We start from the raw sequence: 25,813 nt of genomic DNA, 5'->3' as shown, positions 1-25,813 counted from the left end.
CCGGTCGCGACCAGAGGTTATGACGATGCAGATGGAATCGTCTCCTGAAAACTATCATGCGTTGGTGATAGGTGCCTCCGGTGGAATCGGCGCCGCGCTGGTCGAAGCGTTGCGCGCAGATTCGCGCTGCGCCTCGGTGACCGAGTTGGCGCGCTCGACAGTGCCGCCGCTGGACCTCGCCGACGCCGTCAGTATCGAGCAGGCCGCGACGGAGCTAGGCGGGCAGGGCCCCTTCCACCTCATCATCAATGCTGCCGGCGTGCTGCACAGCGGCGCGTTCATGCCGGAAAAGCGCCTCGCGGACCTCGACGCCCAACAGTTGCTCGAAACCTTTCAGGTCAACACCTTTGGCCCTGCGCTGCTGCTGCGGCACTTCTGTCCGCTGCTCGACCGCCAACGCGGGGTACTGGCGATGCTCTCGGCCAAGGTCGGTAGCATCGGCGACAACCGCCTCGGTGGCTGGTACAGCTATCGCGCCTCGAAGGCGGCGCTGAACATGCTGATCAAAACCGCCGCTATCGAGGTCAAGCGCAGCCAGCCGATGCCGCTCATGACTTGCTGCGGGTGATCGACAGTCTGGCGCCGGACGCGAGCGGAGGTTTCTATGCCTACAGTGGGTAGCGACTGCCGTGGTAGGGGGTGGCTGGGACCGGACAGCCTGCAGCAGCGTCTGCTTCGCTGGATCTCCTTTGGCGGATGACGATCATCAGCCCGCACCGGTTCAACCAACCTGTAGGGAGGCCGGGGCGCCGGGCTGACCTGCAGTTGCGATCTGAAGATGCAAAAAAGGCTCTGGCACAGTCGTCAGAGCCTTCCCCGCATGCCATTGGGCGTTCGGATTCGGTGTGTTCGTTTTCCACCTCACCCGAGCCCGTGCCTGCTACGCCGAAGCGGGAACGTCCATCAGCTTGTCCATGGTGATCGGCAACTCCCGGATGCGCTTGCCTGTGGCGTGATAAACCGCGTTGGCAATGGCGGCCGGTACGCCGGTGATGCCGATCTCGCCGATGCCGCGCGCACCGAACTCGTTGAACTTGAAGTCCGGATGGTCGAGCAGAATGACGTCCATCTCGGGCTGGTCGGCATGGACAGGCACCACATATTCGGCGTAGTTGTTGTTCACCGGGCGCGCATCACGGTGGTCGTATTCGGTCTGTTCGAAGCGCGCCATTCCGATGCCCATGACGATGGCCCCCTCGACCTGATTACGAGAGGTCAGCTCGTTGATGGCGCGTCCGACGTCGATAGCGCTGACCACACGCGTGACCCGCAGATTGGAAATGCCTGGATCCCAGCGCACCTCGACGAAATGCGCGCCAAATGAGCGAAAGGCATACGTGTCGGTAGGCGCGCCCTCGGTATGCGCTTCGCCATCGGCACTGGCAAGCTGACGCGCCTTGAGTACCTCAGCGAAATCCACCGACTTGCCCTCAGCGTTCTTCAGCTGGCCGTTTTCGTAGGTGAGATCCTCCGGCTTGGCGTCCGGAAAAACGCCGGCTTCCATCGTCGCGTAGTCCTTTAACGCGTCGATGGCCTTACGCCCGGCCGCGGCGATTGCCGGCAGGGTGGTCGCCGTGGCCCACGAACCGCCGGAGATGGGGCCCGAAGGATAGGACGAATCACCTAGCTCCACTTCGATCTTCTCCAGTGGCACGCCGGTCACGTCACTGACTGCCTGAGCGACGATGGTGTAGGTGCCGGTGCCGATGTCCTGAGTGGCACAAGAAGCGAAAGCAGAGCCATCAGCACGCAGCGAAACGCTCGCATCGCAGGGGCGGCGGATCGCCTCCCAGTTGCAGCTTGCCATGCCCCAACCAATGATCTCGTTGCCTTCGCGCATCGAGCCTATTTGAGGGTTGCGCTTGGCCCAGCCGAAGCGCTCGGCCGCCCGATCATAAGCCTCGCGGATGTGGTTGCTCGACCAGGGCAGCCCTTTGCTCTCGTCCGTATCGGCATAGTTGCGACGGCGAAATTCGAGGGGGTCCATGCCGAGCTTTTCGGCCATTTCGTCCATGGCCGACTCCAGCGCGAACATGCCCGGTGCTGCCCCGGGCGCGCGCATCGAGGTAGGCGTTCCGCGATTGGTGCGGGCTGCCGCATGGGTAACGCTGAGGTTTTCACAGCTGTACAAGCCTTGCGTCATCTTCCCGCAGGACTCGACGTAGGTGTTTACCTGGTCGACTGTCGAGGTGGTGTAGGTCGTTTCATGGCGCAGCGAAACCAACCGACCGTCATCGTCGGTACCCAATCGCATACGCTGGCGTGTCTCGGGACGATGGCCTGTTGTGGTGAACATTTCCTGCCGCGGTACCACGAGCTGCACGGGGCGGCCGATTTCACGCGCTGCCGCCGCTGCGGCGATGGCGTTCGGCCAGGGCCAGAGCTTGCTGCCGAATCCCGAGCCGAGAAACGGCGTCAGCACCTCGACGCGATCCGGCGAAAGACCGAACACCTTGGCGTAGACGTTGCGCGCGTTGATCACACCCTGGGTCGTGTCGTACATGGTCAGCTTGCCGTCATTCCATACCGCCACCGTGGCGTGCATCTCCATGGGGTTATGGGTCTCGACCGGCGTGTAATAGGTGGCATCGATGGTATGGGCGGCATTGTTGTACGCCTGCTCAGGATTGCCCCGGGAGTGGTTGGATTTGCCTTGCATCTTGGTGCCGTTGCGCTCGACAGCCTGGTCGAGGTTGGCAATGGCCGGACTCTTCTCGTAATCGACCTTGACCTTGTAAGCCGCGGCGCGGGCATTGTCGAAGGTGTCGGCCACCACCAGGGCAACGAACTGGCCGGCGTAGTAGACGTGATTGTCTTCAAAGGGCAGGCGCACCTCATCAACCTTGTTTTCCTGCGCCATGCTGCTGGGCGTGTGGTACAGCTTCGGGAAGTGATTGTGATGGAAGATATCGATCACACCCGGCGACTGTTTCGCCACGCTGGTATCGATGTTGGTGATTTCGCCGCGGGCGATGGTGCTGAACACGCCGTACGCATGCGCCATGCCGGGCAGGTTGTGGTCGGAGGAATACTTGGCGCGGCCGGTCAGCTTCTGCGGACCGTCGATGCGGGGCTTGGCAGCACCGATGATTTTTTCGCTCATGGTTGCAGTCCTGTCTTGGCTGGCTTCATCAGGCGGTGAGGTTGGTCAGTGTCCGCACGATGGCTTGCTGCCCCAGCGGAATCTTGAATGCGTTGTGCTCGTAGCCCTTGGCCCCTTGCATGGCGATGCGTGCAGCCTTCTCGAAGGTGGCGATGGTCGCTGGCTGACCCTTGAGGGCCTGCTCAGCTTCCAGCGCGCGCCACGGTTTGGTCGCGACGCCGCCGAGTGCCAGGCGTGCGTCGCGGATGATGTTGCCGTCCATCGCGACGATGGCCCCGCTCGAAGCCAGCGCGAACTGGTACGAGGAACGATCACGCAGCTTGAGATAAGCGGACTTTGCTCCCTGCAACGGCGCATCCAGCGTGACATGGGTGATCAGCTCATCATCCTTGAGCGCGAACTCTTCCCACGGCTTGTCGCCGGGTAACAGGTGAAAATCGAGAAAGTCGATTTCGCGTGGCCCATCCGGGCCGACCACGTTGATCTTGGCTCCGATGGCGGCCATGGCCACGCACATGTCGGAGGGATGACTGGCGATGCATTTGTCGCTGGTCCCCAACACGGCATGCACCGAGCGGTTGTAGCCGCCGATTGCCGAGCAGCCGGAGCCAGGTTCGCGCTTGTTGCACGCCGAGTTGCCGTCGCGGAAGTAGGGGCAGCGCACCCGTTGCATGAGATTGCCACCGGTTGTCGCCTTGTTGCGCAGTTGAGTAGAGGCCCCGGATAGCAGCGCTTCGGATAGGACCCGGTACTGCTTCTCCACACGCGGATGGCGAGCCAGTGCTGCGTTGGAAACCATCGCGCCAATCCTGAGCCGCCCGTCTTCCAGTTCCTCGACCTGGTTGAGCTGCAGACGATTGACATCGACCATCAGCTCGGGACGCATGATGTCGAGCTTGACCATATCCAACAGATTGGTGCCGCCCGCAAGAAACGAGGCGTCTTTGGCCTCGGAATAAGTAGCGACTGCCTGCTCGACGCTATCGGCGCGGCTGTATTCGAAATGGCGCATGTCGGTCTCCTAGGCGGGCTTCATCTGCTTGCGTGCTGACTGGATGGCGCTGAGGATGTTCTTGTAGGCACCGCAGCGGCAGATATTGCCGCTCATGGCCTCACGGACTGACACATCGTCCTTGCCAACGCTGGGGTCGTTGAGGATCGCCACGGCTGTCATCATTTGCCCCGAGGTGCAGTAACCGCATTGATAGGCGTCGTGCTCGAGGAATGCCTGCTGAATCGGATGCATTTGGCCGTTGCGTTCCAGCCCTTCGACGGTGGTGATTTCGTCCCCGTCATGGGCAATGGCCAGGCTCAGGCAGGAATTGATCGCCTGGCCGTTGACATGGATGGTGCATGCCCCACATTGGCCGTGGTCGCAGCCTTTCTTGGTACCGGTCAGGTCCAGCTGGTGACGCAATACGTCCAGAAGCACCATGTTGGCCGCGACATCGAGCGTGTGGGGCTGGCCATTCACCTTGAGTGTGATTCGCTGATGACCGGCTGCCGGGCCCGCCTCGCCGTCAGGCCGTTGTGAACTCGGCTCTTCTTTATCGTCGCTGACGTAACCAACCCGTGCCCAGGCAGGTGCAGCGGCGGCTGCCAGGCCCGTGGCGCCGAATGCCTTGAGAAAGGCGCGGCGCGATCTGGACGCCTCGTCCGGGTCGTGGATACCCACTTCGCCGCGCGTGTCGTTTTCCCGGCCACTGTGCCTGGGTGAGTTGCGATCATCGTCTGCCATGTTCGGCCTCATCGCTGGGCTGCCTTGCGGCAGCAGTTCTGGCTTGATTGCGTCACGGTGATCCCGGCTGACGAGAAGGGTGGTCGAACCGGGATATGCGCTATCTCGTTATAGGGTTTGCCGGGCCAGGAGCGTTGCAACCGTTGGGCACGGCCCTCTTTCGGCCGGATCTGGTGCGGTACGTTCCTGTAACGCGACGTGTGGCACCTGTCGCGGCAAGGACCGTCGCCGTATCTCTTCGGATTTGCTGTATATCCATACAGATAAAGCTTGCCTCGCTGGCCGCCGCTGCGCATGCTGTGCGGCATTGCAATGACCCAGTGATGACTTGATGCGACTGTTTCTCTGCGAAAAACCTTCCCAGGCCAAAGACATTGCCCAGGTGCTTGGCGCCACCCGGCGGGGGGATGGTTGCTGGCTGGGAGCAGGCGTCACGGTGACCTGGTGCATCGGCCACCTGCTGGAAACCGCCCCGCCTGACAGCTACGACGCTCGCTACAAACGCTGGGTACTGGCCGATCTGCCCATCGTGCCCGAGCGTTGGAAAATGCAGGTCAAGCCAAAGACTGCAAGCCAATTCAAGGCGGTCAAGCGGCTGCTGGGGGAGGCGAGCGAGCTGGTCATTGCTACCGATGCCGACCGCGAAGGCGAAATGATTGCGCGAGAGCTGGTCGAGCATTGCCGTTACCGCGGGCCGATTCAACGGCTATGGCTGTCGGCGTTGGACGACGCCTCGATCCGCAAGGCGCTCGGCGAACTGCGCGCGGGCGCGGATACCTTCAATCTGTATCAGTCTGCGCTGGGCCGTTCGCGAGCGGACTGGCTGATCGGCATGAACATGAGCCGATTGTTCACCTTGCTCGGACGCCAGTCTGGCTATCAGGGCATCTTGCCGGTGGGCCGCGTGCAGACGCCGACGTTACGGTTGGTGGTCGATCGGGATCGCAGCATTGCCGACTTCGTGCCGCTGCCGTTCTGGGCCATCGAGGTGCAGTTGTCTGGTAATGGCGTACCCTTCAACGCGCAGTGGCGGGCGGCGGAAGACCGCTGCGATGATCAGGGCCGCTGTCTCGACCAGGGACTCGCGCAGCGGGCCGCAGAAGTCATGCGTCAGAGGGGAGAGGCGAGGGTTGAGACACTCAAGACCGAGCGCATGCGAGAAGCGGCGCCGCTGCCGTTCGATCTCGGCACGCTGCAGGAGGTCTGCTCGAAAAAGCTCGGCCTCGGCGCCCAGGAGACGCTCGATATCGCCCAATCGCTTTACGAAACCTACAAACTGATCACCTACCCCCGCAGTGATTGTGGCTACCTGCCGTTGAGCCAGCACAGCGAGGCACCTGCGATCCTGGCGGCGCTGACCGGGGCTGATCCGGCACTGACCGCACTCAACCCGCACCTTGATCCACGGCGCAAGTCGCGCGCCTGGAACGACGCCAAGGTAGGTGCGCACCACGGCATCATTCCCACCTCGGCGGCGCGTTCGCTGGAGCGGCTGACGGGAAAACCGCGTGCGGTCTATACGCTGATCCGGGCTCGTTACCTGGCGCAGTTTCTGCCCAGCCACGAGTACGACCGTACACAGGCGGATTTCGATTGTGCCGGCGAGGCGCTGCGAGCGGTCGGCAAGCAAATCGTCGAGCCTGGCTGGAAGCGCGCTTTGCCAGAAGCGCTTGCGACCAACCGCGTGCGGTCGGCTGATGCCGCGCAAAGCCTGCCGGCGTTGCATCAGGGGCAGGACTGTCCGATCGATGATGTTGCGCTCAAGGACCTCTGGACCCAGCCGCCCAAGCCGTTCACCGAGGGCGATCTGATCAAGGCGATGAAGAACGTAGCCAAGCTGGTAGACGATCCCAAACTGAAACAGAAGCTCAAGGACACCACCGGCATAGGCACCGAAGCGACCCGCGCGGGAATCATTCAAGGCCTGCTTGATCGTGGTTATCTGATCAAGCAGGGCAAGGCGCTGGCGGCAACACCAGCGGCGTTCAGTCTGATCGACGCGGTACCGCGCGCCGTCGCCGACCCTGGCACCACGGCAATCTGGGAGCAGGCGCTGGACATGGTGCAAAGCGGCGAGATGAGCCTGGACACGTTCGTCAGCAAACAGTCGGCGTGGATGAGCAAGCAGATAGAGCGGTGCAAGGGCGTTCGCCTGACCATCACTGGCCCGGCCATGCCAGGCGGTCGAGGCGCACCCTGGAAAAAGCGCAAGGGTGCGGGCCGCAAGGCGTCAGCGCGGAAGGGGCGGGCGGCCAGGTCACCGAGCCCGGCGTGAGGCGCGACTAGCTCGCAATCAAAGACTGCAGCACGTAGTAACTGCCACTGCCCAGCAGCGCCGTCGCGATCAGGCCCAGTCGTGTCGCAACGGCGATGCCCGCCACCAACGCCAGTGCAGCCGTGGCAGCCAACGGCGCTTTTGTGGCCTCGCTGTACAAGATGTACACGGCGAAGTTGATGAACACCGCAGTCGGCAGTACCCGCTCGAGCAAGCGTCGGGTTGTGTCGGTCAGATTGAGGGTGACGAACACCGGCAGGATGCGTACCAGGCAGCTCGTGGCGAACAGCGCAGCGATTGCCAGCAGGACAGCAGTTGTCATGCGCGCGCCCTCGAAAGCACGAAGGTGGCGAGCAGCACGCTGGGAATCCAGAAATACAGCGGGCCGAGCAATTGAATCAGCAGTACGGCGATCAGCGCACAGAGCGCGACCGCCAGAAGCAGCCGCGTTCTGCCTGCATCGAGGACGGGCAGCCGAGCATGCAGCTGGCTGATCGAGAGATACATCAACACCACGCTCGCCGGGAAGCCCAGGTTCAGGTCGGGGTCGAGCCAGGCTGACGGAATCAGGCGTCCAATGGACGCGCCCGCGACCCCGGCGACCACCCAGGTCAAGAACAGGCTGCCGCGAATCATCGCCAGTTGAGCCCAGGAATCCTGTTCGCGCTCGGTGGCATAAGCCTCGTCGCCGAGCATGTGCGCCAGCAGCGCGCGCGGGCCCCAGCTCTGGGGCAGGCGCGCCGCCGAGACGTAGGCAATCGGCAGATAGCGGCTGTTGATGGAGGCGGTGAGCAGTAGCATGGTGATGAATCCGGCGCCGGAGTCAGCGAGCGGCAATACGGCAAACTGCCCACTTCCGGTAAAACCCAGCAGGCCGATCAGTGCGACTTCGAGCGGGCTCCAGTCCGAGCGGGCAGCCAGCACGCCAAACAACAGGCTGACCGGGACGATGGCCAGCGCAGGGGGCACCACCCGGCGCAGGGCGTTCAAGGGACCGAGTACGGCGGCTTCCATCTATCGCTGTCCTTGATAGCTTGATGGGTGCGTTCATCGCACCGAGCGAAGCAGTCTAAACCGAGTCTTTGCTTGCCGTCCGCTACGCGGTCTCGGTCGACGCCTTTGTTCCGGCAGCCCTTGCGGATCGCGTTTAGAATGCGCGCGCCTTTTTCGAGACGACTGATCATGCAGCCTGATGCCCTCGCCACGCTCCAGCAACACCTCAGCCAAGCCCTCGCCGACGTGCCCGATGAGACCCGCCGGATCTTTCACGGACGCGGACGCTGCTGGGCGGGACTTGAGCATGTCACGGCGGACTGGTTACAGGGGATAGTGCTGGTCTCGCTGTTCCGCGAACCGGCCGCATCGGAATTGGCGGCGCTGGTCGAGATGCTGTCCGGGTTGACGAGGGGGCCGGCCTGGAAGGCGAGCGGGGCCCATACGCTGTTGCTGCAACACCGTTACCTGCCTGATAGCCGGATGCAGCAGGTGCATGGCGAGCCGATCGAGGAGTGGCTGGTCACTGAGAACGGGCTGCGCTACAAGCTAGACTTGGGCATCAAGCAGAATAACGGTCTGTTTCTCGATATGCGCTACGGCAGGCGCTGGGTTCAGGAGCAGGCCGCAGGCAAGCGCGTGCTCAATCTGTTTGCCTACACCTGCGGCTTTTCCGTTGCAGCCGTTGCTGGAGGCGCTGAGCATGTGGTCAACCTCGATATGGCTCGCGCCGCGCTGAGCCGCGGTCGTGACAATCATCGACTCAACGAACATGACTTGAGCCGGGTCAGCTTTCTCGGCCATGAGCTGTTCAAATCCTGGGGCAAGGTGAAAAAGGCCGGTCCCTACGATCTGGTGATCATCGACCCGCCGTCTTTTCAGAAGGGCAGCTTTGCGTTGAGCCGCGATTACCAGAAAATCCTCAGACGCCTGCCCGAGTTGCTTACCGGGAGCGGCACGGTGCTGGCCTGCATCAACGACCCGGACACCGGTCCCGATTTTCTTGTTCAAAGCATGGCGGCCGAGGCGCCGGAACTCGTATTTCACCAGCGGCTGGAAAACCCGCCGGAGTTTCCTGATATCAGCCTCGACAGCGGGCTCAAAGCTCTGGTTTTCGCCCGTCGCCCGTTCTAGACGCGTCCCTTCGCTCTAGGAGCCCGCAGGAATTAAACAGGGTATTGCCGGTCATAGCCGCCGCCTCGAATTTGCTGGCATAGTGCATGTCGAAGCGAAGCTCGTGAGTCCGAATGGCCCGCCCTGGGCCGCTTTGCAGCGAGGCGAGCCACGACTCGACACCTCAGGAGTTCACGTAAACCTCATGCAACAGGTACAGGCGATTTTTGAAGCCGCCAGCGATTGCGCGATGCTCACGACGGATGTCAACGGCGTCGTAACCGCTTGGAGCGTTGGCGCCGAGCAGCTTCTCGGCTGGACCTCCGAGCAAATGCTTGCCCAATCATTCAGCAAGCTGTTCAGCGAACAGGACGGTTCGGTTGATCTGGCACCGCTGCTGCAGCGCGCCTTGGCTAGCGGAGCCACTCGGCACGAGCGATGGTACTGGCGCGCCGATGGTTCCCGTCTGCGTTGCAGGGGCACGCTGACGCCGATGTACTGTGAAGGCCGCCACGTCGGCTTTCTTAAAATATTCCGCGACCGCACGGCTGAGGATCGGGCCGCACGTGAGCTGGCGGACAGCGATCAGCGTTATCGCACGCTGTTCAATTCGATCGATGCAGGCTTCTGCATTTTTGAGATGAAGTTCGATGACGAAGGCAAGCCCGTCGACTATCGCTTCATCGAAACCAATCCGGCCTTCGAGCGCCTCACCGGCCTTGTTGATGCGGTCGGCAAGTGGATGCGTGATCTGGCACCTGAGCACGAACAACATTGGTTCGATATATACGGTGAGGTTGCAACCAGTCGTCATCCGGTTCGCTTCGAGAATCACGCGCAAGCCTTGCATCGCTGGTACGAGGTACAAGCGATGCCAATCGGCGACCCCTCTGAGCTGCGTGTGGCTGCCCTGTTCAATGACGTCTCGGCGCGGCGCTCGGCGGAAACTGCGCTTCAGGCGCTGACCCACTCGCTGCGCGAGGATGTCGCCGCACGAACCCGAGATCGAAACGAGCTTTGGGATCTGTCGAGCGACATCATGTTGCGATGCCGTCTCGACGGCACAATCGTTGCGGTCAATCCCGCGTGGGAGCAGCTCCTTGGCTGGAGCGAATCGCGTTTACTGGGCGTCTCTATTCTCGACTTCATCCATCCCGACGACATCCGAAACACCGAGAAAGCTGTCGAGCGCCTGAGCATTGGCGAGCCGGTGATGAACTTCGAAAATCGCTATCGCCGAACGGACGGCAGCTATCGGTGGATCAGTTGGTCTGCTCGGTCGGCCGATCAGGTGATCAATGCGGTGGGGCGCGATATTACGTCCGAGAAGCAACAGGCCGAGGCCCTTGCCCGCGCCGAAGCGCAGCTTCGTCAAAGCCAGAAAATGGAAGCGGTTGGCCAATTGACCGGCGGGCTGGCGCACGATTTCAACAACCTTCTGACCGGTATAAGCGGGAGCCTGGAGTTGCTCGAGAAGCGTATCGGGCAGGGTCGCTTCGAGTCGCTGGAGTCTTATCTGACGGTCGCCCAGAGTTCGACCCGTCGCGCTGCAGCGCTGACCCATCGCTTGCTGGCTTTCTCGCGACGCCAAACCCTGGATCCCCTGGCGACCAACGTCGGTGAGCTGATTACCGACCTGCATGAATTGCTCAGCCGCACAGTCGGGCCAGCGGTGAATCTCGAAACGTCTTTAGCGCCTGCCCTCTGGTCTACCCTGGTGGACCGCAATCAGTTGGAAAACGCCTTGCTCAATTTGAGCATCAACGCTCGCGACGCCATGCCTCAAGGCGGCACCTTGACCATCGGCACCTGCAATATGCACGTAACGGGGGATGAGGCCCTGATGCTGGATGTGGCGGCCGGTGCCTATGTCGTGATCTGCGTGTCGGACACCGGCGTTGGCATGCCGAAGGACGTGGTGGCGCAAGCATTTGATCCTTTCTTCACCACCAAGCCGTTGGGGATGGGCACGGGGCTGGGGTTGTCGATGGTGTATGGCTTTACGCGCCAATCAGGCGGGCAGGTCAGTATCCATTCCGAACCGGGACGGGGGACGCGCATCAGCCTCTACCTTCCCCGTGTTGAAATGGCTGCCACACCCGCTCGGCCCGAGGCAGGGCAACTATCGGTGCCCATGGCCAGCCAAGTGGCTGGGGAGACGGTTCTGGTGGTCGACGATGAGCCCGCTGTGCGGATGCTGGTCGTGGAGATTCTGGAGGATCTCGGCTACCGGGCCCTGCAAGCGGCCGACGGGCACGAGGCCGTCAAGGTGCTGCAAAGCGGCGAGCCCGTCTCGCTATTGATCACGGATGTCGGCTTGCCGGGAGGCATGAACGGCAGGCAGTTGGCTGACGCGGCACGCCAGCGCAATCCGCATCTGCACGTCTTGTTCATCACAGGCTATGCGGAAACGGTCGTCATGGGTAAAGGCCAGCTGGAGCCAGGGATGCGCATCGTCACCAAACCGTTCTCCATCGAGACGCTGGCGGCGCGAATCGCGGAGCTGCGCGGCGACGTCTAGTTATCGTCCAAACCTTGCGCTGCAAAAATGAAACTGCCGGCGCGAGGCCGGCAGCCAAGGCCTGACGCAGGATCAGTGTTGGGTGACGGTTGCCAGGTTGTTGTAGCCCGCCTGGCTGATCAGCGCGCTGTTGTCAAAGCCGCTCTGTGTGACCATTGCGTTATGGCTGGTGCCGTTCTGCGTGATATCAGCCATGTGGCTGTCGCCATACTGAGCCAGGGTCGTCTCGTTTTCGACACCGTCCTGCTCGACGTCGGCCAGGTTGAGGTCACCGTCCTGAACAATGTCGACTTCGTTGTTTACGCCAGTGCTCGACCCGCTGATGCGGTTATGGTCACCGTTTTGTTCGGCTGAGAGGATGTTGCCGATGTCCGACTGGGTGAAGTGCAGCGTGTTGTATTTACCCTCCTGATCGACTTTCGCCTGGTGATAGTCGCCGTTCTGTTCGACCTTGGCGACCTGACCCAGTCCGTCCTGGTCAATAGCGACGGCACTTTCGCGGCCCATCTGGTTAGCGATAGCAGTGTTGCCGTTACCACTCTGTTCCAGGCTGGCGTTGTTCAGGTTGCCCTGCTGCTTCACCGCGGCATCCTGATTCCTGCCGCTTTGACGGATGTTCAGGGTGTTGTATCTGCCGCCGGAGTCCGTGCGGGCCTCCTGATTGCTACCGGTTTGGCCCACGTACGCCTTGTTGGCAACGCCAACTTGCTCGACTTTGGCGAACGAATTGGTGCTCAGAAACTGAACAGTACGGGCAGTGTTCTCGTTACCCAACTGATAGATGCGGCTCGTGTCACCGGCGCTGAGCGTCTGGCTGGCACCCGCATCGTTACCGTTGCCATCTTGATACAGCTTGGTGCTGCTGCCTGTGGCGCCTGCCTGGTAGCTGTTGGCCAGGTTGTCGTTGCCTTCTTGCACCGTTACGGCTTCAACGCCAGAGGCACCGGTCTGCTCTGTATCAGCGACGTTGTGATCGCCGCGCTGACGTTGTTCAGCGCTGCTGTTCCACGTGCCGGTCTGGCTGACACTGGCGCTGTTGTCATGTCCATGTTGCGATTGGACCGAGTCGCTATACGCCGCTTTGGTCTGTTCGACGTTGGCCTTGTTGTGACTTCCGGCTTGGGTTTGCAGCGCAGACGAGGCGTAAGAGGTTGTTTGCTTGATTTCCGCACCATTGCCCCAGCCGCCCTGGACCTGCTTGGCGCTGTTGGCGCTGCCGTGGCTCTGAGCTACCGCGGCAACATGGTTGTTGCCATTCTGGAATTGCTCGGACGTATGGTCGGCAGCGAAAGCATGGGCGGCAGCGACGGTAAGGATTGCGGCTACAAGGGGTTTGATCGTGAACATTGTGGTCTCTCCATTGATTGGTTAAGCGGTACTTCCTGGTGGTGCTCTCGTTCAGCAGTACTGGCGGACCAGTACGCTCAGACCCAAGCCATTCGGCGAAACGCTACTGCGGTGCGTGGTGCGGTCTGTTTGATCAGCGCATTGCTTTCAGCGCCGTGTTGGTCAGGTCGGGCCTCGTTGCAGGCCCCCGACTGAACAATCAATCCCTGGGTGTGGTTGCCTTGGGGCTCGGCAAGCACATCGAGCGCTCAGCCGCACTGGAAGATGAAGTCGTCCAGTGAGTTGCCGGTCTGTTTGATCTTTGCGGTCAGGCGGACCCCAGCCTGCGGGGGTGAGCGCCGGATTTCCGGTCGTTACGCAGACCTGAATTGATCTCGATGCGACTGCATGGAGTCGACTGAAGGCGAGCTCATCAGGCGCTTGATTCAGGGAACTGGCTGCCGGCAGGGGAGGGCAGCCCAGCGCTGCGGTTATCCGCGGCAGCAGCGCTTTGCAAGCAATCCGTTGCGCGTCGATCATCAGTCATCCCTTGGTGAAAATCGCGGTAAGTCATCCTGACCCAAGCCGCGATTTACCGAATCCGCCGAATGACTGAAACCGTTCCGTTTGCTAGAGCTTGGCCGGCTCGGAGAGGTATTTCGCCAATTGAGCATCCACAGCGGGACCGCTGGCTGCGGTCTGCCAGAGCCGCCGATCGACGCCCTGCGCGATCAGGTGGGCAACCGCCGCTTCGATAGCCGAGAGCACGCACAGCTGTGCCGGTTCATTGGTGGTGTAACCGGCTTCGGCCTCGAGCAGTTCCTTAAACTCGATGAACTTGTAGACGTTCGCGCTGCGCCCGATGGAGTAGATGGTCTTGGTGGTCATCACGTTCGACAGCACCTGCCCGCTACGTACATCAACGGCCCGCAGATTCACGGTGACCTGATCGACTCGATACTCCTGGGATACACCGATGCCCAGATAGCGGGCGCCGAGTCCACCACTGCGCACGTTGGTCTCGTACGCGACGATGGCACCTTCCATGATGATATTGGCGGCCAGTAGCGACGGCAGTTCGGATTGGATGTTTGGCGCCACGTCTGGTTTGGCTTGCGAAGCACGAATGATCTTGCGCTCGGTCAGCACGTTCTGCAGGCCTTCGCGCTCGAGGACGATGAACCAGCCGCTGGCCTGCATGGCATCGACCAGCATGCTCGCTGCGCCTTGGGTCACCGCCGTCGAAAAGGAGGACGCCGGGCTGGGCTTGTACTGCCCGGTCTGGTCACGGAAGCCGTAGACCGCCGCAACGAGCGGGCCTCGGGGACGGGGCAGTTCAAGCAAGTCCTGGTAGGTAGAGGTGCGCGGCGTAAGTGTTGGGGTTTGCTGGTCTGCCGGCATCGGCTCGCGCACGCCGCACCCTTGTAAGGCCGCCATCATCCCGATGGCTACGAATAGGCGTCTCATGCCTTTGCTCTCCCTGCTCAGTTCGGTCCGAGGATGATTTCGGAGACATCACCGGTCAAACGATCAGTGATCAGTACGATCGTGTTGCCGATGTCGTCTTTGCTTATGTCAACAATGAAGTCATCGGTCTTGATCGATCCGGTCTTGCCATCTCTAACGTCGCCCAGCAGGTCTGAAAGCAGCCGGGATTCCAGTTGGCTTGAGAAACGGTCCAGGGCCGATGTGCCCGCTCTCAAAGAACGGTCGACGGCATCTGGGTCCTTGGTGTCGTTCTGCGCCTGGGCGCTTCCCAGTAGCCAGGCACCATTGAGCGGGCTGCCGCCGAACGACGGATTGACGGGTGTGTAGACAAGCTCGGTGGCGTTAACGCCGACGCTGAGCAGGAGGCCGGCCAGGAGCATGCCGGTAGCGTTTTGTTGTAGCCGGTTCATAACTCATCCTTCGCAAGGTCAATGGTGTCTTCAAACAGTGCTTTGACTTTCCTACGGTTTATCTCTTGCAGAACGAAATCCGCCGCTTCATAGGCGGTTTGCTCCATGTCGCTGACGTTCGGTTGCAGAAAGCGGCGATACAGTGGCTGGTTGTCTTGTTCGACCCATACCAGGATGCCCCAGCGTGCCGAGGGGCGCTCCTTGATCGCCAAGTTGAAATCCAGAGCACTGGTGTCGTTCATCCGCTCGCAGAATTTGCGGTAGAACTCCTGTCCGGAACGCGAAACGGTCCCGTTGGTGATAAACCCCTTGAGTTCGGCTTCGTCGGCATAGACCTGCAAGCTGGCCAGCAGCATCAGGCACAGGCATGCCAACCTCATGGGCCGACCTCACCGATGTGTCCCAGCACCAGCGAAGCGCCCTGCGCGCGGTTAGAGGCGCCCAGCTTGCCGAGAGCGTTATGGATATGGCTCTTGATCGTATGGGTACTCAGATGCAGCAACTCGGCGATTTCAGAATTTGAAAGGCCTTTACCGGCCAGCGCCAGGATCTGCTTTTCCCGAGCCGACAGGTCGTCGATGGCGCGCGACGCGTGGGTCAGCTGGCGGTACCGGCATAACAGCTTTTCCATCAGCGCACGTGGCAGCCAGTCGCCGCCTTCGGTGATCACGCTGACGCCACGGCTGAAGTTCGTGCGGCTGGTGTTTGGATAGAACACGCCTTTGATCCAGGGGTTCTGTTCCAGCAAGCGACGCGCCTGTTCGGCTGGCGCGTTGACCAGTGCTGTCGGGGTATCCCGCAATTGCCTGAGCAGGCGCAGGCATTCGTCGACCCCAAAACTGCTGACATCGAGCAGGACCAGGTCTGCATCGCTGATTCCCGGGCGAATGTTGTTGCTGCGAACCAGGCGAACCTGCGAGCAACCTTGTAAATGTTGATGGAGCAAGGCGCCCAATTCTTCGCTGTGGGACAGCAGAGCCAGGCGAGTGGAGGAGGCGACGAGCACTGCAGCGGCTTCATCGAACATACGCATATCCTTTGCAGAAGTGACGATTTACCAGTGCCGGTGATCCTCGCCGGGACTGGCGCTTTGACATTGTTTGAAAAACGATAGTTCAGCGAGGTGACAAAAAAAAGTCGTAGTTGAGAAGTGGTGCCTGTTTTCCGACGAACCGCACGTGCTGACTGGATAGGTGCCAATTGGCTACCGACGCGAGGCTGAACTACAGTCATTGGCTTTTTTGTTTTTTCAGGAGGCTACAGATGTCGGATCCAACGTTCTGGTTGGTGTTCTTTTCGGCTGCGTTAGCGCTCAATCTGTCGCCAGGGCCCGATCTGTTATTCGTACTGTCACGCACCTTGGCAGGCGGTCGGCGAGTCGGGGTGGCCTCGGTCTGTGGGGTGTGCAGCGGGGCGTTGGTACACGTCGGAGCCGCTGCACTCGGCATCTCGGCCATTATGGCGACATCCGCGCTGGCCTTTGCGGTGGTCAAGTACTTAGGCGCCGCCTACCTCCTGTACCTGGGCATCCAGGCGCTGCGCTCCGCTGGAACCGGCACGTCACTCGAGGGGGATGCTCCGCGGGTCACGGCTTGGCAGGCTTATCGTCAAGGTATCCTGGTCGACGTACTGAACCCGAAAGTGGCCATCTTTTTCATGGCATTTCTGCCACAGTTCGTACGCCCCGACGAAGGCTCCGTGCCATTGCAACTACTGGTGCTGGGCGTGTTGGTTGTGCTGGTGGCGCTCATTGTTGAATGCGCATTGGTTCTGCTGGCGGCTCGGGCGAGTTCAACGCTGCGCAACCGTCCACGTTTGGGCCAGTGGCTCGACCGCGTGCTCGGCTCGGTGTTGATCGGGCTGGCTATCCGTCTCGGTTTGGCTGAACGCACATGAGCCTGGGAACGTCAGCTCCGGTATCGGTCTGAGTGTTATGCGGTGTGCTTTTAAAGGTGCAATCGCGGTAACCGAAAGGAGCTCCCATGTCCCTGTACAGCAAGAACACTACTTCGAACCTGATTCCCTGCGTGCGCTATCGCGATGTGCCCGCGGCGCTGGAATGGCTCTGCCGGGCGTTCGATTTCGAGCAGCAGCGCGTGATCGAGGACGTGCAGGTCGGGATTATTCATGCCCAGCTCAGTTTCGGTAGCGGCATGCTGATGCTCGGCCCGGTGACCGATTCGGACTATGGCCGTCAGGTCAGACAGCCGGAAGAGGTCGGCGGCTACTCCACGCAAAGCACCTACGTTATCGTCAACAGCGCCGATGCGCTCTATGCCAAGGCCAAGGCAGCGGGCGCGGAGATCGTCGTCGAGTTGAAAGACGAGGACTACGGTGGCCGAGGCTTCAGTTGCCGTGACCTCGAAGGGCACCTGTGGAGTTTTGGCACCTACGATCCATGGTCCGAGCCGGTTGCAGAGCAGAATGCGCCGAGAGGAGGCTGTTGATGCGTAACCTGACATTAGCGGACGGCACTGCTGTACCTGTCATAGGTCAGGGCACCTGGCATATGGGTGAGAACCCGGCGGAGCGCAGCAGCGAGGTGGCTGCGTTGAGGCTTGGCATCGAGTTGGGCATGACCCTGATCGATACCGCAGAGATGTACGCGGAAGGCGGAGCCGAGGAGGTGGTCGGCGAGGCGATTCGCAACCGCCGGGATAAGGTGTTTCTGGTCAGCAAGGTCTATCCGCACAACGCCAGCCGCAAGGGTGTCCCGGAGGCCTGCGAGCGTAGTCTGCGTCGGCTTGGCACCGAGTGCATCGATCTGTACCTGCTGCATTGGCGCGGCCACTATCCGCTTGCTGAAACGGTAGAGGCGTTCGAGCGGCTGAAAGATCAGGGCAAGATCCGTCGCTGGGGTGTGTCGAACCTGGATCTGGACGACATACGCGAGCTGGATGCGCCGGCCTGCGCCGTCAATCAGGTGCTGTACAACCCTCAGGAGCGTGGCATCGAGTTCGATTTGCTGCCCTGGTGTCAGGCGCAGGGCATGCCGGTCATGGCGTACTGTCCGCTAGGGCAGGGCGGGGATCTGTTGCGCCACCAGGCGGTCCTCGACGTTGCCCGGCGACATAGCGCCGAGCCTGCTCAGATCGCGCTTGCGTGGGCGCTGCGTCAGCCTGGTGTACTGGTTATTCCAAAATCATCGAATACCGCCCATGTGCGGACAAACGCAGGCGCGGTTGAGCTGGCCTTGAGCGCCGACGACCTGGCGCTGCTGGACAACGCTTTTCCGCCACCATCCCGACCCCGACCTCTGCAGATGGTCTGAAACTCCGGCTCTGGGGCGCGGCGGGGGAATGTTTATCCCGCCGCAGCTGTCAGCTTAGGACTGACAGCAACCCGGAGAAGCGAAGATGAGCGAGTCCAGACTCGGCGGTGTGGTGGTGGTCATCACCGGCGCCTCCAGCGGCATCGGCCGCGCAACAGCACAGGCGTTTGCGCGCGAACAGGCCCGAGTGGTCCTGGCGGCGCGTGACGAGGAGGCGCTGCATGAAGCCGCTAACGAATGCAGGGCGCTGGGTGCCGAGGCGCTGGTAGTGCCGACCGACATGACGCTTAGCGATTCGGTTGAACAGCTCGCCAGCGCCGCCGCTGAGTTCGGTGGCGGCCGTATCGATATCTGGATCAATAACGCCGGGGTCGGTGCTGTCGGAGCATTCGACGAGACGCCGCTGGACGCGCATGAGCAGGTGGTGCAGACGGATCTGATCGGCTACATGCGTGGCGCGCATGTTGTCCTGCCGTATTTCAAGCAACAGAACGGTGGCGTGCTGATCAATACGCAGTCGGTTGGCAGCTGGGTGCCGCAGCCTTACGCGGTGGCTTATTCGGCAAGCAAGTTCGGCTTGCGTGGCTTTTCCCACGCGCTGCGTGGCGAGTTGGCGCGGTGGCCAGGCATCCATGTCTGCGACGTCTATCCTTCCATGGTGGATACCCCTGGTTTCCGGGACGGCGGCAATTTTGCCGGTCGCTCGCTACAGCCGCCGCCACCCTTGTGCGATCCGCGTCAGGTCGCCGATGCGATGGTCAGTCTCGCCTTGCATCCGCGGCACACGACATCGGTTGGGCTGACGGCGACGCTGCTTCGATTCGCCCACTTCATTACGCCGGGCTTCGACCGGCTGTCCGGCCTGCTTACGGGCGCGGCATTGAGGCGAGCCGACCGTGTTGCGCCATCGTCGGGCAACCTGTTTCACCCGGCGCTGGGCGAACGTCGAATCGATGGCGGCTGGCGCAGTGACGCCAAGCGCCAGCGCAATCTGCTGCTGGCCGGTGGCATTGCAGCTGCGGGCGTAGCCGGGCTGCTGCTGGCGAGCCGGCGCCGCTAAGGGTTCATGTCGGCGGCCGCAGATCAGCGCGTCGCCGGCAGACATTCCAGCGAGCCGAGATCACGTCTCATGTCCTGCAGGCGCTCGTCGATACGACGGCGCTGGCTCGCGTCTGCCATGGCGTACAGGTCCACGATCAAATCGATCGTGGCTTGCTCGATAGCGGGAAAGGCGGCGCGATAGGGCGCGGTCCAGTAGACCTCACGATCCTGCAGGAGCCGGGCAATGTGCTCGTCGAAGTCTGCTTGATGTCGATTACGGACCGCGTCGACCAGAGAGCGCTGCCATTGCGCCCGGTTTTCCAGCCAAAGCCGATTCTGCTCGCCGAGTGCCTGGGCCCATTCGACGATGCGTTGGCGTTGAGCCGCGCTGACGTTGCCAAGCCAATCCTCGACGCGCTCTTGCATCCGCTCCGCGCGCTCACGTATCTGCTGGTCCACAGGGGGTTCCAGGTATTTCTTCTCGCGCTTCTGGCGGTCTTTCTCGAATTGTTCGTCCAGTTCGCGTACCTGTCTGTCGTCAAGGTCGCGCAGCAGCTGGACGGTCGTTGGGGTGATTTCCAGTGCGATCGCTTGTATCGCTTCTTGGGCGATCTGGTAATGCGCGCGTAATGCCGCCTCATCCAGCGAGCCCTGGCGAACCTGGGTCTGCAAGCGTTCGATCAGCTCAAGGTAGCCGGGCAGCTGAGTGCGGCAATGCCAACTGATGTGCTCCTGCAGCTGCGCTCGAAAGCGCGTCTGCTGGTCACGGTTCATGTCCAGATAATCGTTGAGCGACCAGGGGATCAGCAGATCCAGGTTTCGGTAAGCCATATTCATGCGGCTGCAGCCGGACAGCATCACAGCGCATGCCAGCAAGATCAGAATGGTTTTACGTCCAAGCGCCTGTCTGATCTGCATCGGAGCCCTCGTCTGTTTGTCTTCAGATGTCTGAACGGGTTTCGGTTGCGCTGTTCAGTAGAGCCGTCAGCGCCTCGTCAGTTCGGGCCGAAACAGCAACGGCTTGTTTCTGCGAGAAAAATGGCAGCGCTTGTGGTCCCAACCTAAGGGAGCGTCGCCAGTGCGATGCTCGATAGCCGATAGCAACGAGCGGAGGTGGACATGCAACGCAGGATCAAGCATCTGACCGGAGACGAAGTACCTCAGGGCTGGCGTCCGACCTGGGTCACCTGTTGGGTGGTCGAGATCGATGGCCAGACGATCGCCGGGCCTTACGCCACCGAAGCGGAGGCTCAGGCAGTGCTGGATGGCGACCAGGCTCCCAAGGTCTCGCAGACCCCTACGCCGCACTGATGAGGCTCAGAGGCATCGATTAGCGCAGGGGTCCTCTCTCTCTGGGAGTGGCGGGGGCGGCTCGACGAGCTGGGAAACCAGCTCTACAGCCTTGTCGAAGGAGGGGTAGCCGCTCTGGGCGACATCCAGCATGGAGTAGGCCTGACGATACTCTTCGGCCTTGGCAGCGTTGCGCTCGTCCAGCAGGTAGGGTTCCTGATAGATCTTGTACAGCAGTGCCACAGCGTGCGGGTGTCCCTTGGCTCTGGCTTGCTCGAGCAGCTCCAACACCTGTTGGGGCTGTGGACCCTGACGGATGAGCAATAGCGCTTTGTAAAATTCGGTCTCGCCACGCTGGTCCAAGGGCGCGCTGCGTTCGAGCAGGGCGTCGGCCAGTTCGTAGCCGTTTTCGTCGCCGATGGAGATGAGAATCTTTGCCTGCAACAGGTCGTTTTGATAGAGCAGCCGCTCCTCGCGGCAACTGCCGTCACTGCCATATTGGTCACATGGCTGAGAGGCGCAACCGCCCAGGACAACGAGCAGTCCGATCACCAATGCATTCTTCATTGCTGCCTTGTTCTCTTGATTGTTTAGTGTGTCAGCCGTGTTCTGACCCGCGTGTTTCGTTTTTTGTTCAGCCGGGGTATTGGTCGGTGGCGATGGGCTGGAGTCCATACTCGAACAAGAGGATCTGCCACTCAGGGTTTTCGGGCAGGGCCGCCAGGAATCGGTCAAGGTAGCGAGTGACGGCTTCGCCAAGCGTATCGGCCATGAACAGATGCCGGGCGAACTGATACAACGGCTTTTGCGAAACATACAAATCGCTCAGTGTCTTTTCTTTGGCGTAATAGAGCAGGGTGGATCGCGGTATGAGGAAGGTGGTGATGCGGCCTGTAAGCAGCCTCTCGATATTCTGAAGGTCGTTGTGGACGTCCTGACGTCTGATCGCGCCACTGGCGATGCCCTCCTCAAGCCCTTCATACCGGTGGCCAAGCACACCGCCCAGGACCAGACCGTGTAGCGATTCGGGAGATTTGTACTCAAAGGGCGCGACGGGTAGCGAGACGAAGTCCTGTTGATCCATGAGCAGTGGCTCGGACCATTTACCGCTGGCTGTCTGTGCGGCAGTGAAGAAACTTGGCGTGGCCCAGAGCAGTACGCCGGGTCGCTTTCGGGCGAGCCGCAAGTCCACGCGCTTGCGCGGCAGTTCAACCAGTTCGAAGTGAAAGCGGTTTCTGTTGCTGGGGTCGTTGTTGAGCAAATCGACAAAGGCATGCGATAGGCCCTCGCCGTCTTTGATGATGAAAGGCGGCAACAGGTGATACGTCCAGACCTCGACTCGCTGCTGAGCCCCGCAGATCGGGGACAGCAGGGCAAGGATCAGCAGCAGAGCGCATCTGTGCATTGTCAACCTTGGCGATTGAGCGTTGGAACGCCGGGCTCAGGGCCTGATAGCAGGGCTCGCCAGTGGCGTTGAATCCGTTGTCATTGCCATCAGCATAGTCGATCAATCGCGAGGCGCCAGCAGGCAGGCGCCCGCTCGGGGCGTTTGCTGGCTAGAAGCGCTCATGCTCGCCCAGAAAGCGCCACTCGCCTACCGGCAGCTTGGCCATCGACAAGCGTCCGATGCGGATTCGCTTGCAGGCGACTACCTTCAAGCCGATAGCTTCGCAAAGGTGCTGGATGTCGCCGGCCTGGGGCGCCTTGAGCACAATGCGCAGGCGGGTTTCGTTCTGCCAGCTGGCTTTGGCCTTTGGCAGGATCTTGCCGCGATGGCCGATTCCTTTAGCGAGCGATTCAACGCCGCCCGGTTCGGGCTCGCCAACCACTTCAACGATATATTCCTGTTCCAGCGTGTCGCGAGGGTCGGCCAGTTTGCGAATTACCTCACGCTGTTGGCTGAAAACGACCAGACCGCTCGCGTCCGGCTCCAGCGCCACGAGCGCGGTCTGGCGGCTGAAATGCCGCTCACGGGGGGTCAAGCGCGCGTCGTCGCCGGACCAGTGCGGCGAGCTGGCAAGCTGCCGTTGGGCGGCGCTGGGCTCATCGGCAAGGGGGATGCCGGCAGGTTTGTGCCACAGCAGAGTGACTGGCGGCAATTCGGTCGCCGTAGCACCGGGCAGCAATTCGATGCGCTGATTGCCGACCTTGAAAAAAGGGGCCTCGATGATCTGGCCATCGACGCTGACCCAGCCGCCCGCGATATAAAGCTCGGCCTCGCGTCGTGAACAGCCGAATTGCTCGGCAACGCGTTTTGACAAGCGAATCGGGTCGGTCATTTGATTCTCGGGTGTAGCGGGAGGGGAACCTTGCGAGCTGCTGCGGTAGGGCTTGGCGGAAGCTCGCGTGTTCGGTTTGCTGCAGGCTGTTACTTCCTGCTGATGGTGATCTGGCGCGATGGGCCCTGGGTCTGGCCGCTGACCCCGTTAGGGATCTTCTGAACTTCGCCACCGGCTTTCAGAAACGCTGCCATCTGGCTGGCAAGTGATTCGCTGGTTTCGCTGGCGGGTTCTGGTTTGCGCTTGGCAGTGGTGGTCTTGGTGGCCATCGTCATCTGGTTCCTTTGGTCAGTCGAACCGGACATTATACAGATCTGGCTAATTTTTGTTCGATTTTACGCTGCGGTGATTTGCCCTGGGTCGTATGCAGCCTGGCTTCATGCTGCGGTTGGGTCAGGCTCGTACAGTCCGGGCTGGGTTCAGATCCGTTTATCGCCAGTTTTTCAAATTGGCGGGGAGCATTCTCGTCGACCTCCGGTCCACTGATGTATCGGCCGACCCAAGCGGTCGCCGGTTCTAGGTTGGGTCATGGGCAGGGGATGTTCGTAGCAGGCCGTTCTGTTTCGCATCTCCAGCGCCTTACAACAAGAAAAGGAGCGGAGTGTGGCGGTCATCATCAGCGCAGCCTTGTGCATCATTCTCGGTCTGGTCCTGGCCGTGGGTGGGTGGAGAGTCATCGACCTTGGCGGGACCTGGTATTTCGCGGTTCTCGCGGTCGGCTTTCTACTCACCGGTGGCTTGCTCTGGGTCCGTCGCCGCGCGGCCCTCTGGGTTTATGCGCTGGTCATGCTCGGCGCGCTGGGCTGGGCTATTTACGAGGTTGGCTTCGACTGGTGGCAGCTGGCCCCTCGGGCAAGCATCATCGGCCCGCTTGGGGTGTGGTTCCTGACGCCCTGGATCGCCCAGCGACTGGGCTGGCAGCATTTCGGTGCGCGCGCCTGGGGCGGTAGCGCAATACCGCTGATGATTGCCGTAGCCCTCTGGGGCGCCACCGCCGTGCATGCGCTTAGCACGGACAGCACTGATATCAAAGGTATGCTGCCGCAACCCCTGGCTGCAGCACCGGCGGCCGAGGTGAACACGGCCGACAACGTGCCGGAAAGCGATTGGCATGCGTATGGGCGGACTCAACATGGCACACGCTATTCACCGCTCGCGCAGATTACGCCAAACAATGTCGACCGGCTGGAGAAGGTCTGGCACTACCACACCGGTGATGTGCGGCGTCCAGGCGATCCCAACGAAACCACCTACGAAGTCACTCCGCTCAAGATCGACGACAGCCTTTACATCTGCACGCCGCACAATTTCGTGATCGCCTTGGATGCGGAGACGGGGGAAGAGCGCTGGCGCTTCGACCCTGAGGTTCCGGACTCGACCAACCGGCAGCATCTGACGTGTCGCGGCTTGTCCTATCACACCAGCGAGACCCCGGTGGAGGGTCAGGCCTGTCAGCAGCGCCTGTTCATGCCTACCGCGGATGCACGGCTGATCGCGCTGAACCCGAAAACCGGAAAGGTGTGCGAATCCTTCGGCGAAGACGGCGCGGTGAATTTGTGGAAGAACATGCCGAACGTTACTGACGGCTTCTACTACTCCACTTCGCCGCCGGTCGTCGCCAATGATCTGGTGATCGTGGGGGGCGCCGTCAACGACAACGTCTCGACCACCGAGCCATCCGGTGTGATCCGCGCGTATGACGCCATTACTGGCGAGCTCGAGTGGAACTGGGATCCGGGCAATCCGGAACAGACCGCGCCCATCGCGCCGGGCGAAACCTACAGCGAGAGCACGCCGAACAGCTGGAGCATTTCCAGCGCTGATGAAGAGCTTGGACTGGTGTTCGTGCCGCTGGGCAATCAGGTTCCGGATCAGTGGGGCGGCAACCGCAGCGAGAACAGCGAGCGTTTCTCGTCGTCGGTCGTCGCGCTGGACCTGGAAACGGGGCAGCTGCGCTGGGTGTTTCAGACCGTGCACCACGATCTGTGGGACATGGATGTGCCGGCACAGCCAAGTCTTGTCGACATTCAGACCGAGTCGGGCATGGTCCCGGCGCTCGTACAGCCCACCAAGCAAGGCGACATCTATGTGCTGGATCGCCGTACCGGCGAGCCGGTGCTCCCGGTGCGGGAGGTCCCGGCGCCGCAGGGCGCAGCGAAGGGTGATTATGCAGCCGAGACTCAGCCTGTTTCGGCGCTGTCGTACGAGCCGCCAAAACTGCAGGATTCCGACCTCTGGGGTGCGACGTTCATCGACCAGATGATGTGCCACATCCAGTTCAATTCGTTACGTTACGAGGGGCGCTACACGCCGCCGTCAACGCAGGGCTCGCTGATCTATCCCGGTAACTTCGGGGTGTTCAACTGGGGTGGTGTAGCGGTCGATCCGGTTCGGCAGATGGTCTTCAGCGCACCGTCGTACCTGGCATTCACCTCTAAGCTGATTCCGCGTGAAAACGACGAAAAGTTCTACGTTTCAGACAGCGAACCGCACCTGAACGAAAACTTCGGTGCGCCGTTTGCGGTGGAGCTGAAGCCCTTCGTGTCGCCGATTGGCCTGCCTTGCACCGCACCGCCATGGGGCTACGTGGCGGGCGCCGACCTGCGCACGGGCAAAACCCATTGGCTGCGCAAGAACGGTACGGTCCGTGATCGGGCCCCGGTGCCGTTGCCATTCGAAATGGGGGTGCCGAGCCTGGGCGGCCCGGTGATCACTGCCGGTGGTGTGGCGTTCCTCTCCAGCACGCTTGATTACTACGTGCGTGCCTATGACGTGACCACCGGCAAGCAGCTCTGGCGCGCACGGTTGCCGGCCGGTGGCCAGGCGACGCCGATGACCTATCAGAGCCGTTCGGGCCGGCAGATGGTTGTGGTCGTTGCCGGTGGTCACGGGTCGCTCGGCACCAAGGCGGGAGACTCGGTGATCGCCTACGCACTGCCGCGATAATGCCGTTGTCGCGTGCGCG

At 61.4% G+C, this 25,813-nt stretch carries 24 protein-coding genes and 1 pseudogene; 10 read left to right on the top strand and 15 right to left on the bottom strand.

The window, feature by feature from the left end:
- The first annotated feature begins 25 nt into the window (after nt 1-25).
- A pseudogene (locus JQR87_RS14305) lies at nt 26-621 on the top strand (SDR family NAD(P)-dependent oxidoreductase).
- Between the two features lie 259 nt (nt 622-880).
- Here the strand turns inward: JQR87_RS14305 and JQR87_RS14300 are convergent.
- The 3 genes from JQR87_RS14300 to JQR87_RS14290 are packed head-to-tail and all read right to left on the bottom strand — an operon-like array spanning nt 881 to nt 4,841.
- Nucleotides 881-3,103, bottom strand: coding sequence for a xanthine dehydrogenase family protein molybdopterin-binding subunit (locus tag JQR87_RS14300; protein WP_407295946.1), 2,223 nt, complete (start codon nt 3,101-3,103; stop codon nt 881-883).
- 28 nt (nt 3,104-3,131) lie between these two features.
- Nucleotides 3,132-4,115: an FAD binding domain-containing protein gene (locus tag JQR87_RS14295; RefSeq protein WP_407295948.1), complete on the bottom strand. Its 984-nt coding sequence runs from the start codon at nt 4,113-4,115 to the stop codon at nt 3,132-3,134.
- 9 nt (nt 4,116-4,124) lie between these two features.
- Nucleotides 4,125-4,841, bottom strand: coding sequence for a (2Fe-2S)-binding protein (locus JQR87_RS14290; RefSeq protein WP_407295950.1), 717 nt, complete (start codon nt 4,839-4,841; stop codon nt 4,125-4,127).
- 331 nt (nt 4,842-5,172) lie between these two features.
- On the opposite strand from JQR87_RS14290, the gene JQR87_RS14285 reads away from it, so the two are divergent.
- On the top strand, nt 5,173-7,116 hold the full coding sequence (locus tag JQR87_RS14285) for a DNA topoisomerase III (protein WP_407295952.1): 1,944 nt from the start codon (nt 5,173-5,175) through the stop codon (nt 7,114-7,116).
- A gap of 7 nt (nt 7,117-7,123) precedes the next feature.
- Here the strand turns inward: JQR87_RS14285 and JQR87_RS14280 are convergent, their stop codons facing one another.
- Nucleotides 7,124-7,438 (bottom strand): hypothetical protein, encoded by a 315-nt coding sequence (locus JQR87_RS14280; RefSeq protein WP_407295953.1) that lies wholly within the window; start codon nt 7,436-7,438, stop codon nt 7,124-7,126.
- Nucleotides 7,435-8,130 carry an AzlC family ABC transporter permease gene (locus tag JQR87_RS14275; protein WP_407295955.1) on the bottom strand — a complete coding sequence of 232 codons (696 nt, stop codon included), beginning with the start codon at nt 8,128-8,130 and terminating at the stop codon, nt 7,435-7,437. Before JQR87_RS14275 ends, JQR87_RS14280 begins: the two co-directional genes overlap by 4 nt.
- Before the next feature lie 168 nt (nt 8,131-8,298).
- Here JQR87_RS14275 and JQR87_RS14270 point away from each other — a divergent pair, with 168 nt between their 5' ends.
- Nucleotides 8,299-9,243: a class I SAM-dependent methyltransferase gene (locus JQR87_RS14270; protein ID WP_407295957.1), complete on the top strand. Its 945-nt coding sequence runs from the start codon at nt 8,299-8,301 to the stop codon at nt 9,241-9,243.
- Nucleotides 9,244-9,427: 184 nt separating this feature from the next.
- Nucleotides 9,428-11,743: a PAS domain-containing hybrid sensor histidine kinase/response regulator gene (locus JQR87_RS14265; RefSeq protein WP_407295959.1), complete on the top strand. Its 2,316-nt coding sequence runs from the start codon at nt 9,428-9,430 to the stop codon at nt 11,741-11,743.
- A gap of 72 nt (nt 11,744-11,815) precedes the next feature.
- On the opposite strand, the gene JQR87_RS14260 is transcribed toward JQR87_RS14265, so the two are convergent.
- From JQR87_RS14260 to JQR87_RS14240, 5 genes are all read right to left on the bottom strand, one after another.
- Entirely contained in the window at nt 11,816-13,090 is a 1,275-nt protein-coding gene (locus JQR87_RS14260) for a hypothetical protein (RefSeq protein WP_407295961.1), read from the bottom strand.
- A gap of 609 nt (nt 13,091-13,699) precedes the next feature.
- Complete coding sequence (locus JQR87_RS14255; protein WP_407295962.1) at nt 13,700-14,536, bottom strand: CsgG/HfaB family protein; 837 nt, start codon at nt 14,534-14,536, stop codon at nt 13,700-13,702.
- Between the two features lie 17 nt (nt 14,537-14,553).
- Nucleotides 14,554-14,967, bottom strand: a complete 414-nt coding sequence (locus JQR87_RS14250) for a curli assembly protein CsgF (protein ID WP_407295964.1) — start codon at nt 14,965-14,967, stop codon at nt 14,554-14,556.
- On the bottom strand, nt 14,964-15,347 hold the full coding sequence (csgE, locus tag JQR87_RS14245; RefSeq protein ID WP_407295967.1) for a curli production assembly/transport protein CsgE: 384 nt from the start codon (nt 15,345-15,347) through the stop codon (nt 14,964-14,966). The genes JQR87_RS14250 and csgE overlap by 4 nt, the downstream gene beginning before the upstream one ends.
- Nucleotides 15,344-15,994, bottom strand: a complete 651-nt coding sequence (locus tag JQR87_RS14240; protein WP_407295968.1) for a helix-turn-helix transcriptional regulator — start codon at nt 15,992-15,994, stop codon at nt 15,344-15,346. The genes csgE and JQR87_RS14240 overlap by 4 nt, the downstream gene beginning before the upstream one ends.
- A gap of 236 nt (nt 15,995-16,230) precedes the next feature.
- Between JQR87_RS14240 and JQR87_RS14235 the strand changes: the two genes are divergently transcribed.
- From JQR87_RS14235 to JQR87_RS14220, 4 genes are all read left to right on the top strand, one after another.
- On the top strand, nt 16,231-16,863 hold the full coding sequence (locus JQR87_RS14235; protein ID WP_407295970.1) for a LysE family translocator: 633 nt from the start codon (nt 16,231-16,233) through the stop codon (nt 16,861-16,863).
- Nucleotides 16,864-16,949: 86 nt separating this feature from the next.
- Nucleotides 16,950-17,414, top strand: a complete 465-nt coding sequence (locus JQR87_RS14230) for a VOC family protein (protein WP_407295971.1) — start codon at nt 16,950-16,952, stop codon at nt 17,412-17,414.
- Nucleotides 17,414-18,238: an aldo/keto reductase gene (locus JQR87_RS14225; protein ID WP_407295973.1), complete on the top strand. Its 825-nt coding sequence runs from the start codon at nt 17,414-17,416 to the stop codon at nt 18,236-18,238. Before JQR87_RS14230 ends, JQR87_RS14225 begins: the two co-directional genes overlap by 1 nt.
- Before the next feature lie 85 nt (nt 18,239-18,323).
- A complete protein-coding gene (locus JQR87_RS14220) occupies nt 18,324-19,298 on the top strand; it encodes an SDR family oxidoreductase (protein ID WP_407295975.1) in 975 nt (324 codons plus the stop codon).
- Nucleotides 19,299-19,321: 23 nt separating this feature from the next.
- On the opposite strand, the gene JQR87_RS14215 is transcribed toward JQR87_RS14220, so the two are convergent.
- On the bottom strand, nt 19,322-20,197 hold the full coding sequence (locus JQR87_RS14215; RefSeq protein ID WP_407295976.1) for a DUF6279 family lipoprotein: 876 nt from the start codon (nt 20,195-20,197) through the stop codon (nt 19,322-19,324).
- Nucleotides 20,198-20,398: 201 nt separating this feature from the next.
- Here JQR87_RS14215 and JQR87_RS14210 point away from each other — a divergent pair, with 201 nt between their 5' ends.
- A complete protein-coding gene (locus JQR87_RS14210; RefSeq protein WP_407295978.1) occupies nt 20,399-20,590 on the top strand; it encodes a hypothetical protein in 192 nt (63 codons plus the stop codon).
- Between the two features lie 6 nt (nt 20,591-20,596).
- Here the strand turns inward: JQR87_RS14210 and JQR87_RS14205 are convergent, their stop codons facing one another.
- The 4 genes from JQR87_RS14205 to JQR87_RS14190 all read right to left on the bottom strand — a co-directional run bounded on the left by JQR87_RS14205 (nt 20,597) and on the right by JQR87_RS14190 (nt 23,117).
- Nucleotides 20,597-21,136, bottom strand: coding sequence for a hypothetical protein (locus JQR87_RS14205; RefSeq protein WP_407295980.1), 540 nt, complete (start codon nt 21,134-21,136; stop codon nt 20,597-20,599).
- Nucleotides 21,137-21,203: 67 nt separating this feature from the next.
- Nucleotides 21,204-21,974 carry a substrate-binding periplasmic protein gene (locus JQR87_RS14200; protein ID WP_407295982.1) on the bottom strand — a complete coding sequence of 257 codons (771 nt, stop codon included), beginning with the start codon at nt 21,972-21,974 and terminating at the stop codon, nt 21,204-21,206.
- A 151-nt stretch (nt 21,975-22,125) separates the two neighbouring features.
- A complete protein-coding gene (locus JQR87_RS14195) occupies nt 22,126-22,848 on the bottom strand; it encodes an RNA pseudouridine synthase (RefSeq protein ID WP_407295984.1) in 723 nt (240 codons plus the stop codon).
- Nucleotides 22,849-22,937: 89 nt separating this feature from the next.
- The gene (locus tag JQR87_RS14190) at nt 22,938-23,117 is read right to left on the bottom strand and encodes a hypothetical protein (RefSeq protein WP_407295986.1); all 180 of its coding nucleotides are present in this window, start codon (nt 23,115-23,117) and stop codon (nt 22,938-22,940) included.
- A 334-nt stretch (nt 23,118-23,451) separates the two neighbouring features.
- On the opposite strand from JQR87_RS14190, the gene JQR87_RS14185 reads away from it, so the two are divergent.
- Entirely contained in the window at nt 23,452-25,794 is a 2,343-nt protein-coding gene (locus JQR87_RS14185) for a glucose/quinate/shikimate family membrane-bound PQQ-dependent dehydrogenase (protein WP_407295987.1), read from the top strand.
- Nucleotides 25,795-25,813: the final 19 nt, after the last annotated feature.

The sequence above is a fragment of the Stutzerimonas stutzeri genome (genome assembly GCF_051028275.1).
GTDB classification, from domain to species: domain Bacteria; phylum Pseudomonadota; class Gammaproteobacteria; order Pseudomonadales; family Pseudomonadaceae; genus Stutzerimonas; species Stutzerimonas stutzeri_AS.
Note: the sequence above shows the minus strand (reverse complement) of the source record. Positions and strands in the feature narration are given on the sequence as shown.

Coding starts and splice junctions, on each gene's coding strand:
- JQR87_RS14300 (WP_407295946.1), bottom strand. CDS start 3,103: ATGAGCGAAAAAATCATCGGTGCTGCCAAGCCCCGCATCGACGGTCCG.
- JQR87_RS14295 (WP_407295948.1), bottom strand. CDS start 4,115: ATGCGCCATTTCGAATACAGCCGCGCCGATAGCGTCGAGCAGGCAGTC.
- JQR87_RS14290 (WP_407295950.1), bottom strand. CDS start 4,841: ATGGCAGACGATGATCGCAACTCACCCAGGCACAGTGGCCGGGAAAAC.
- JQR87_RS14285 (WP_407295952.1), top strand. CDS start 5,173: ATGCGACTGTTTCTCTGCGAAAAACCTTCCCAGGCCAAAGACATTGCC.
- JQR87_RS14280 (WP_407295953.1), bottom strand. CDS start 7,438: ATGACAACTGCTGTCCTGCTGGCAATCGCTGCGCTGTTCGCCACGAGC.
- JQR87_RS14275 (WP_407295955.1), bottom strand. CDS start 8,130: ATGGAAGCCGCCGTACTCGGTCCCTTGAACGCCCTGCGCCGGGTGGTG.
- JQR87_RS14270 (WP_407295957.1), top strand. CDS start 8,299: ATGCAGCCTGATGCCCTCGCCACGCTCCAGCAACACCTCAGCCAAGCC.
- JQR87_RS14265 (WP_407295959.1), top strand. CDS start 9,428: ATGCAACAGGTACAGGCGATTTTTGAAGCCGCCAGCGATTGCGCGATG.
- JQR87_RS14260 (WP_407295961.1), bottom strand. CDS start 13,090: ATGTTCACGATCAAACCCCTTGTAGCCGCAATCCTTACCGTCGCTGCC.
- JQR87_RS14255 (WP_407295962.1), bottom strand. CDS start 14,536: ATGAGACGCCTATTCGTAGCCATCGGGATGATGGCGGCCTTACAAGGG.
- JQR87_RS14250 (WP_407295964.1), bottom strand. CDS start 14,967: ATGAACCGGCTACAACAAAACGCTACCGGCATGCTCCTGGCCGGCCTC.
- csgE (WP_407295967.1), bottom strand. CDS start 15,347: ATGAGGTTGGCATGCCTGTGCCTGATGCTGCTGGCCAGCTTGCAGGTC.
- JQR87_RS14240 (WP_407295968.1), bottom strand. CDS start 15,994: ATGTTCGATGAAGCCGCTGCAGTGCTCGTCGCCTCCTCCACTCGCCTG.
- JQR87_RS14235 (WP_407295970.1), top strand. CDS start 16,231: ATGTCGGATCCAACGTTCTGGTTGGTGTTCTTTTCGGCTGCGTTAGCG.
- JQR87_RS14230 (WP_407295971.1), top strand. CDS start 16,950: ATGTCCCTGTACAGCAAGAACACTACTTCGAACCTGATTCCCTGCGTG.
- JQR87_RS14225 (WP_407295973.1), top strand. CDS start 17,414: ATGCGTAACCTGACATTAGCGGACGGCACTGCTGTACCTGTCATAGGT.
- JQR87_RS14220 (WP_407295975.1), top strand. CDS start 18,324: ATGAGCGAGTCCAGACTCGGCGGTGTGGTGGTGGTCATCACCGGCGCC.
- JQR87_RS14215 (WP_407295976.1), bottom strand. CDS start 20,197: ATGCAGATCAGACAGGCGCTTGGACGTAAAACCATTCTGATCTTGCTG.
- JQR87_RS14210 (WP_407295978.1), top strand. CDS start 20,399: ATGCAACGCAGGATCAAGCATCTGACCGGAGACGAAGTACCTCAGGGC.
- JQR87_RS14205 (WP_407295980.1), bottom strand. CDS start 21,136: ATGAAGAATGCATTGGTGATCGGACTGCTCGTTGTCCTGGGCGGTTGC.
- JQR87_RS14200 (WP_407295982.1), bottom strand. CDS start 21,974: ATGCACAGATGCGCTCTGCTGCTGATCCTTGCCCTGCTGTCCCCGATC.
- JQR87_RS14195 (WP_407295984.1), bottom strand. CDS start 22,848: ATGACCGACCCGATTCGCTTGTCAAAACGCGTTGCCGAGCAATTCGGC.
- JQR87_RS14190 (WP_407295986.1), bottom strand. CDS start 23,117: ATGGCCACCAAGACCACCACTGCCAAGCGCAAACCAGAACCCGCCAGC.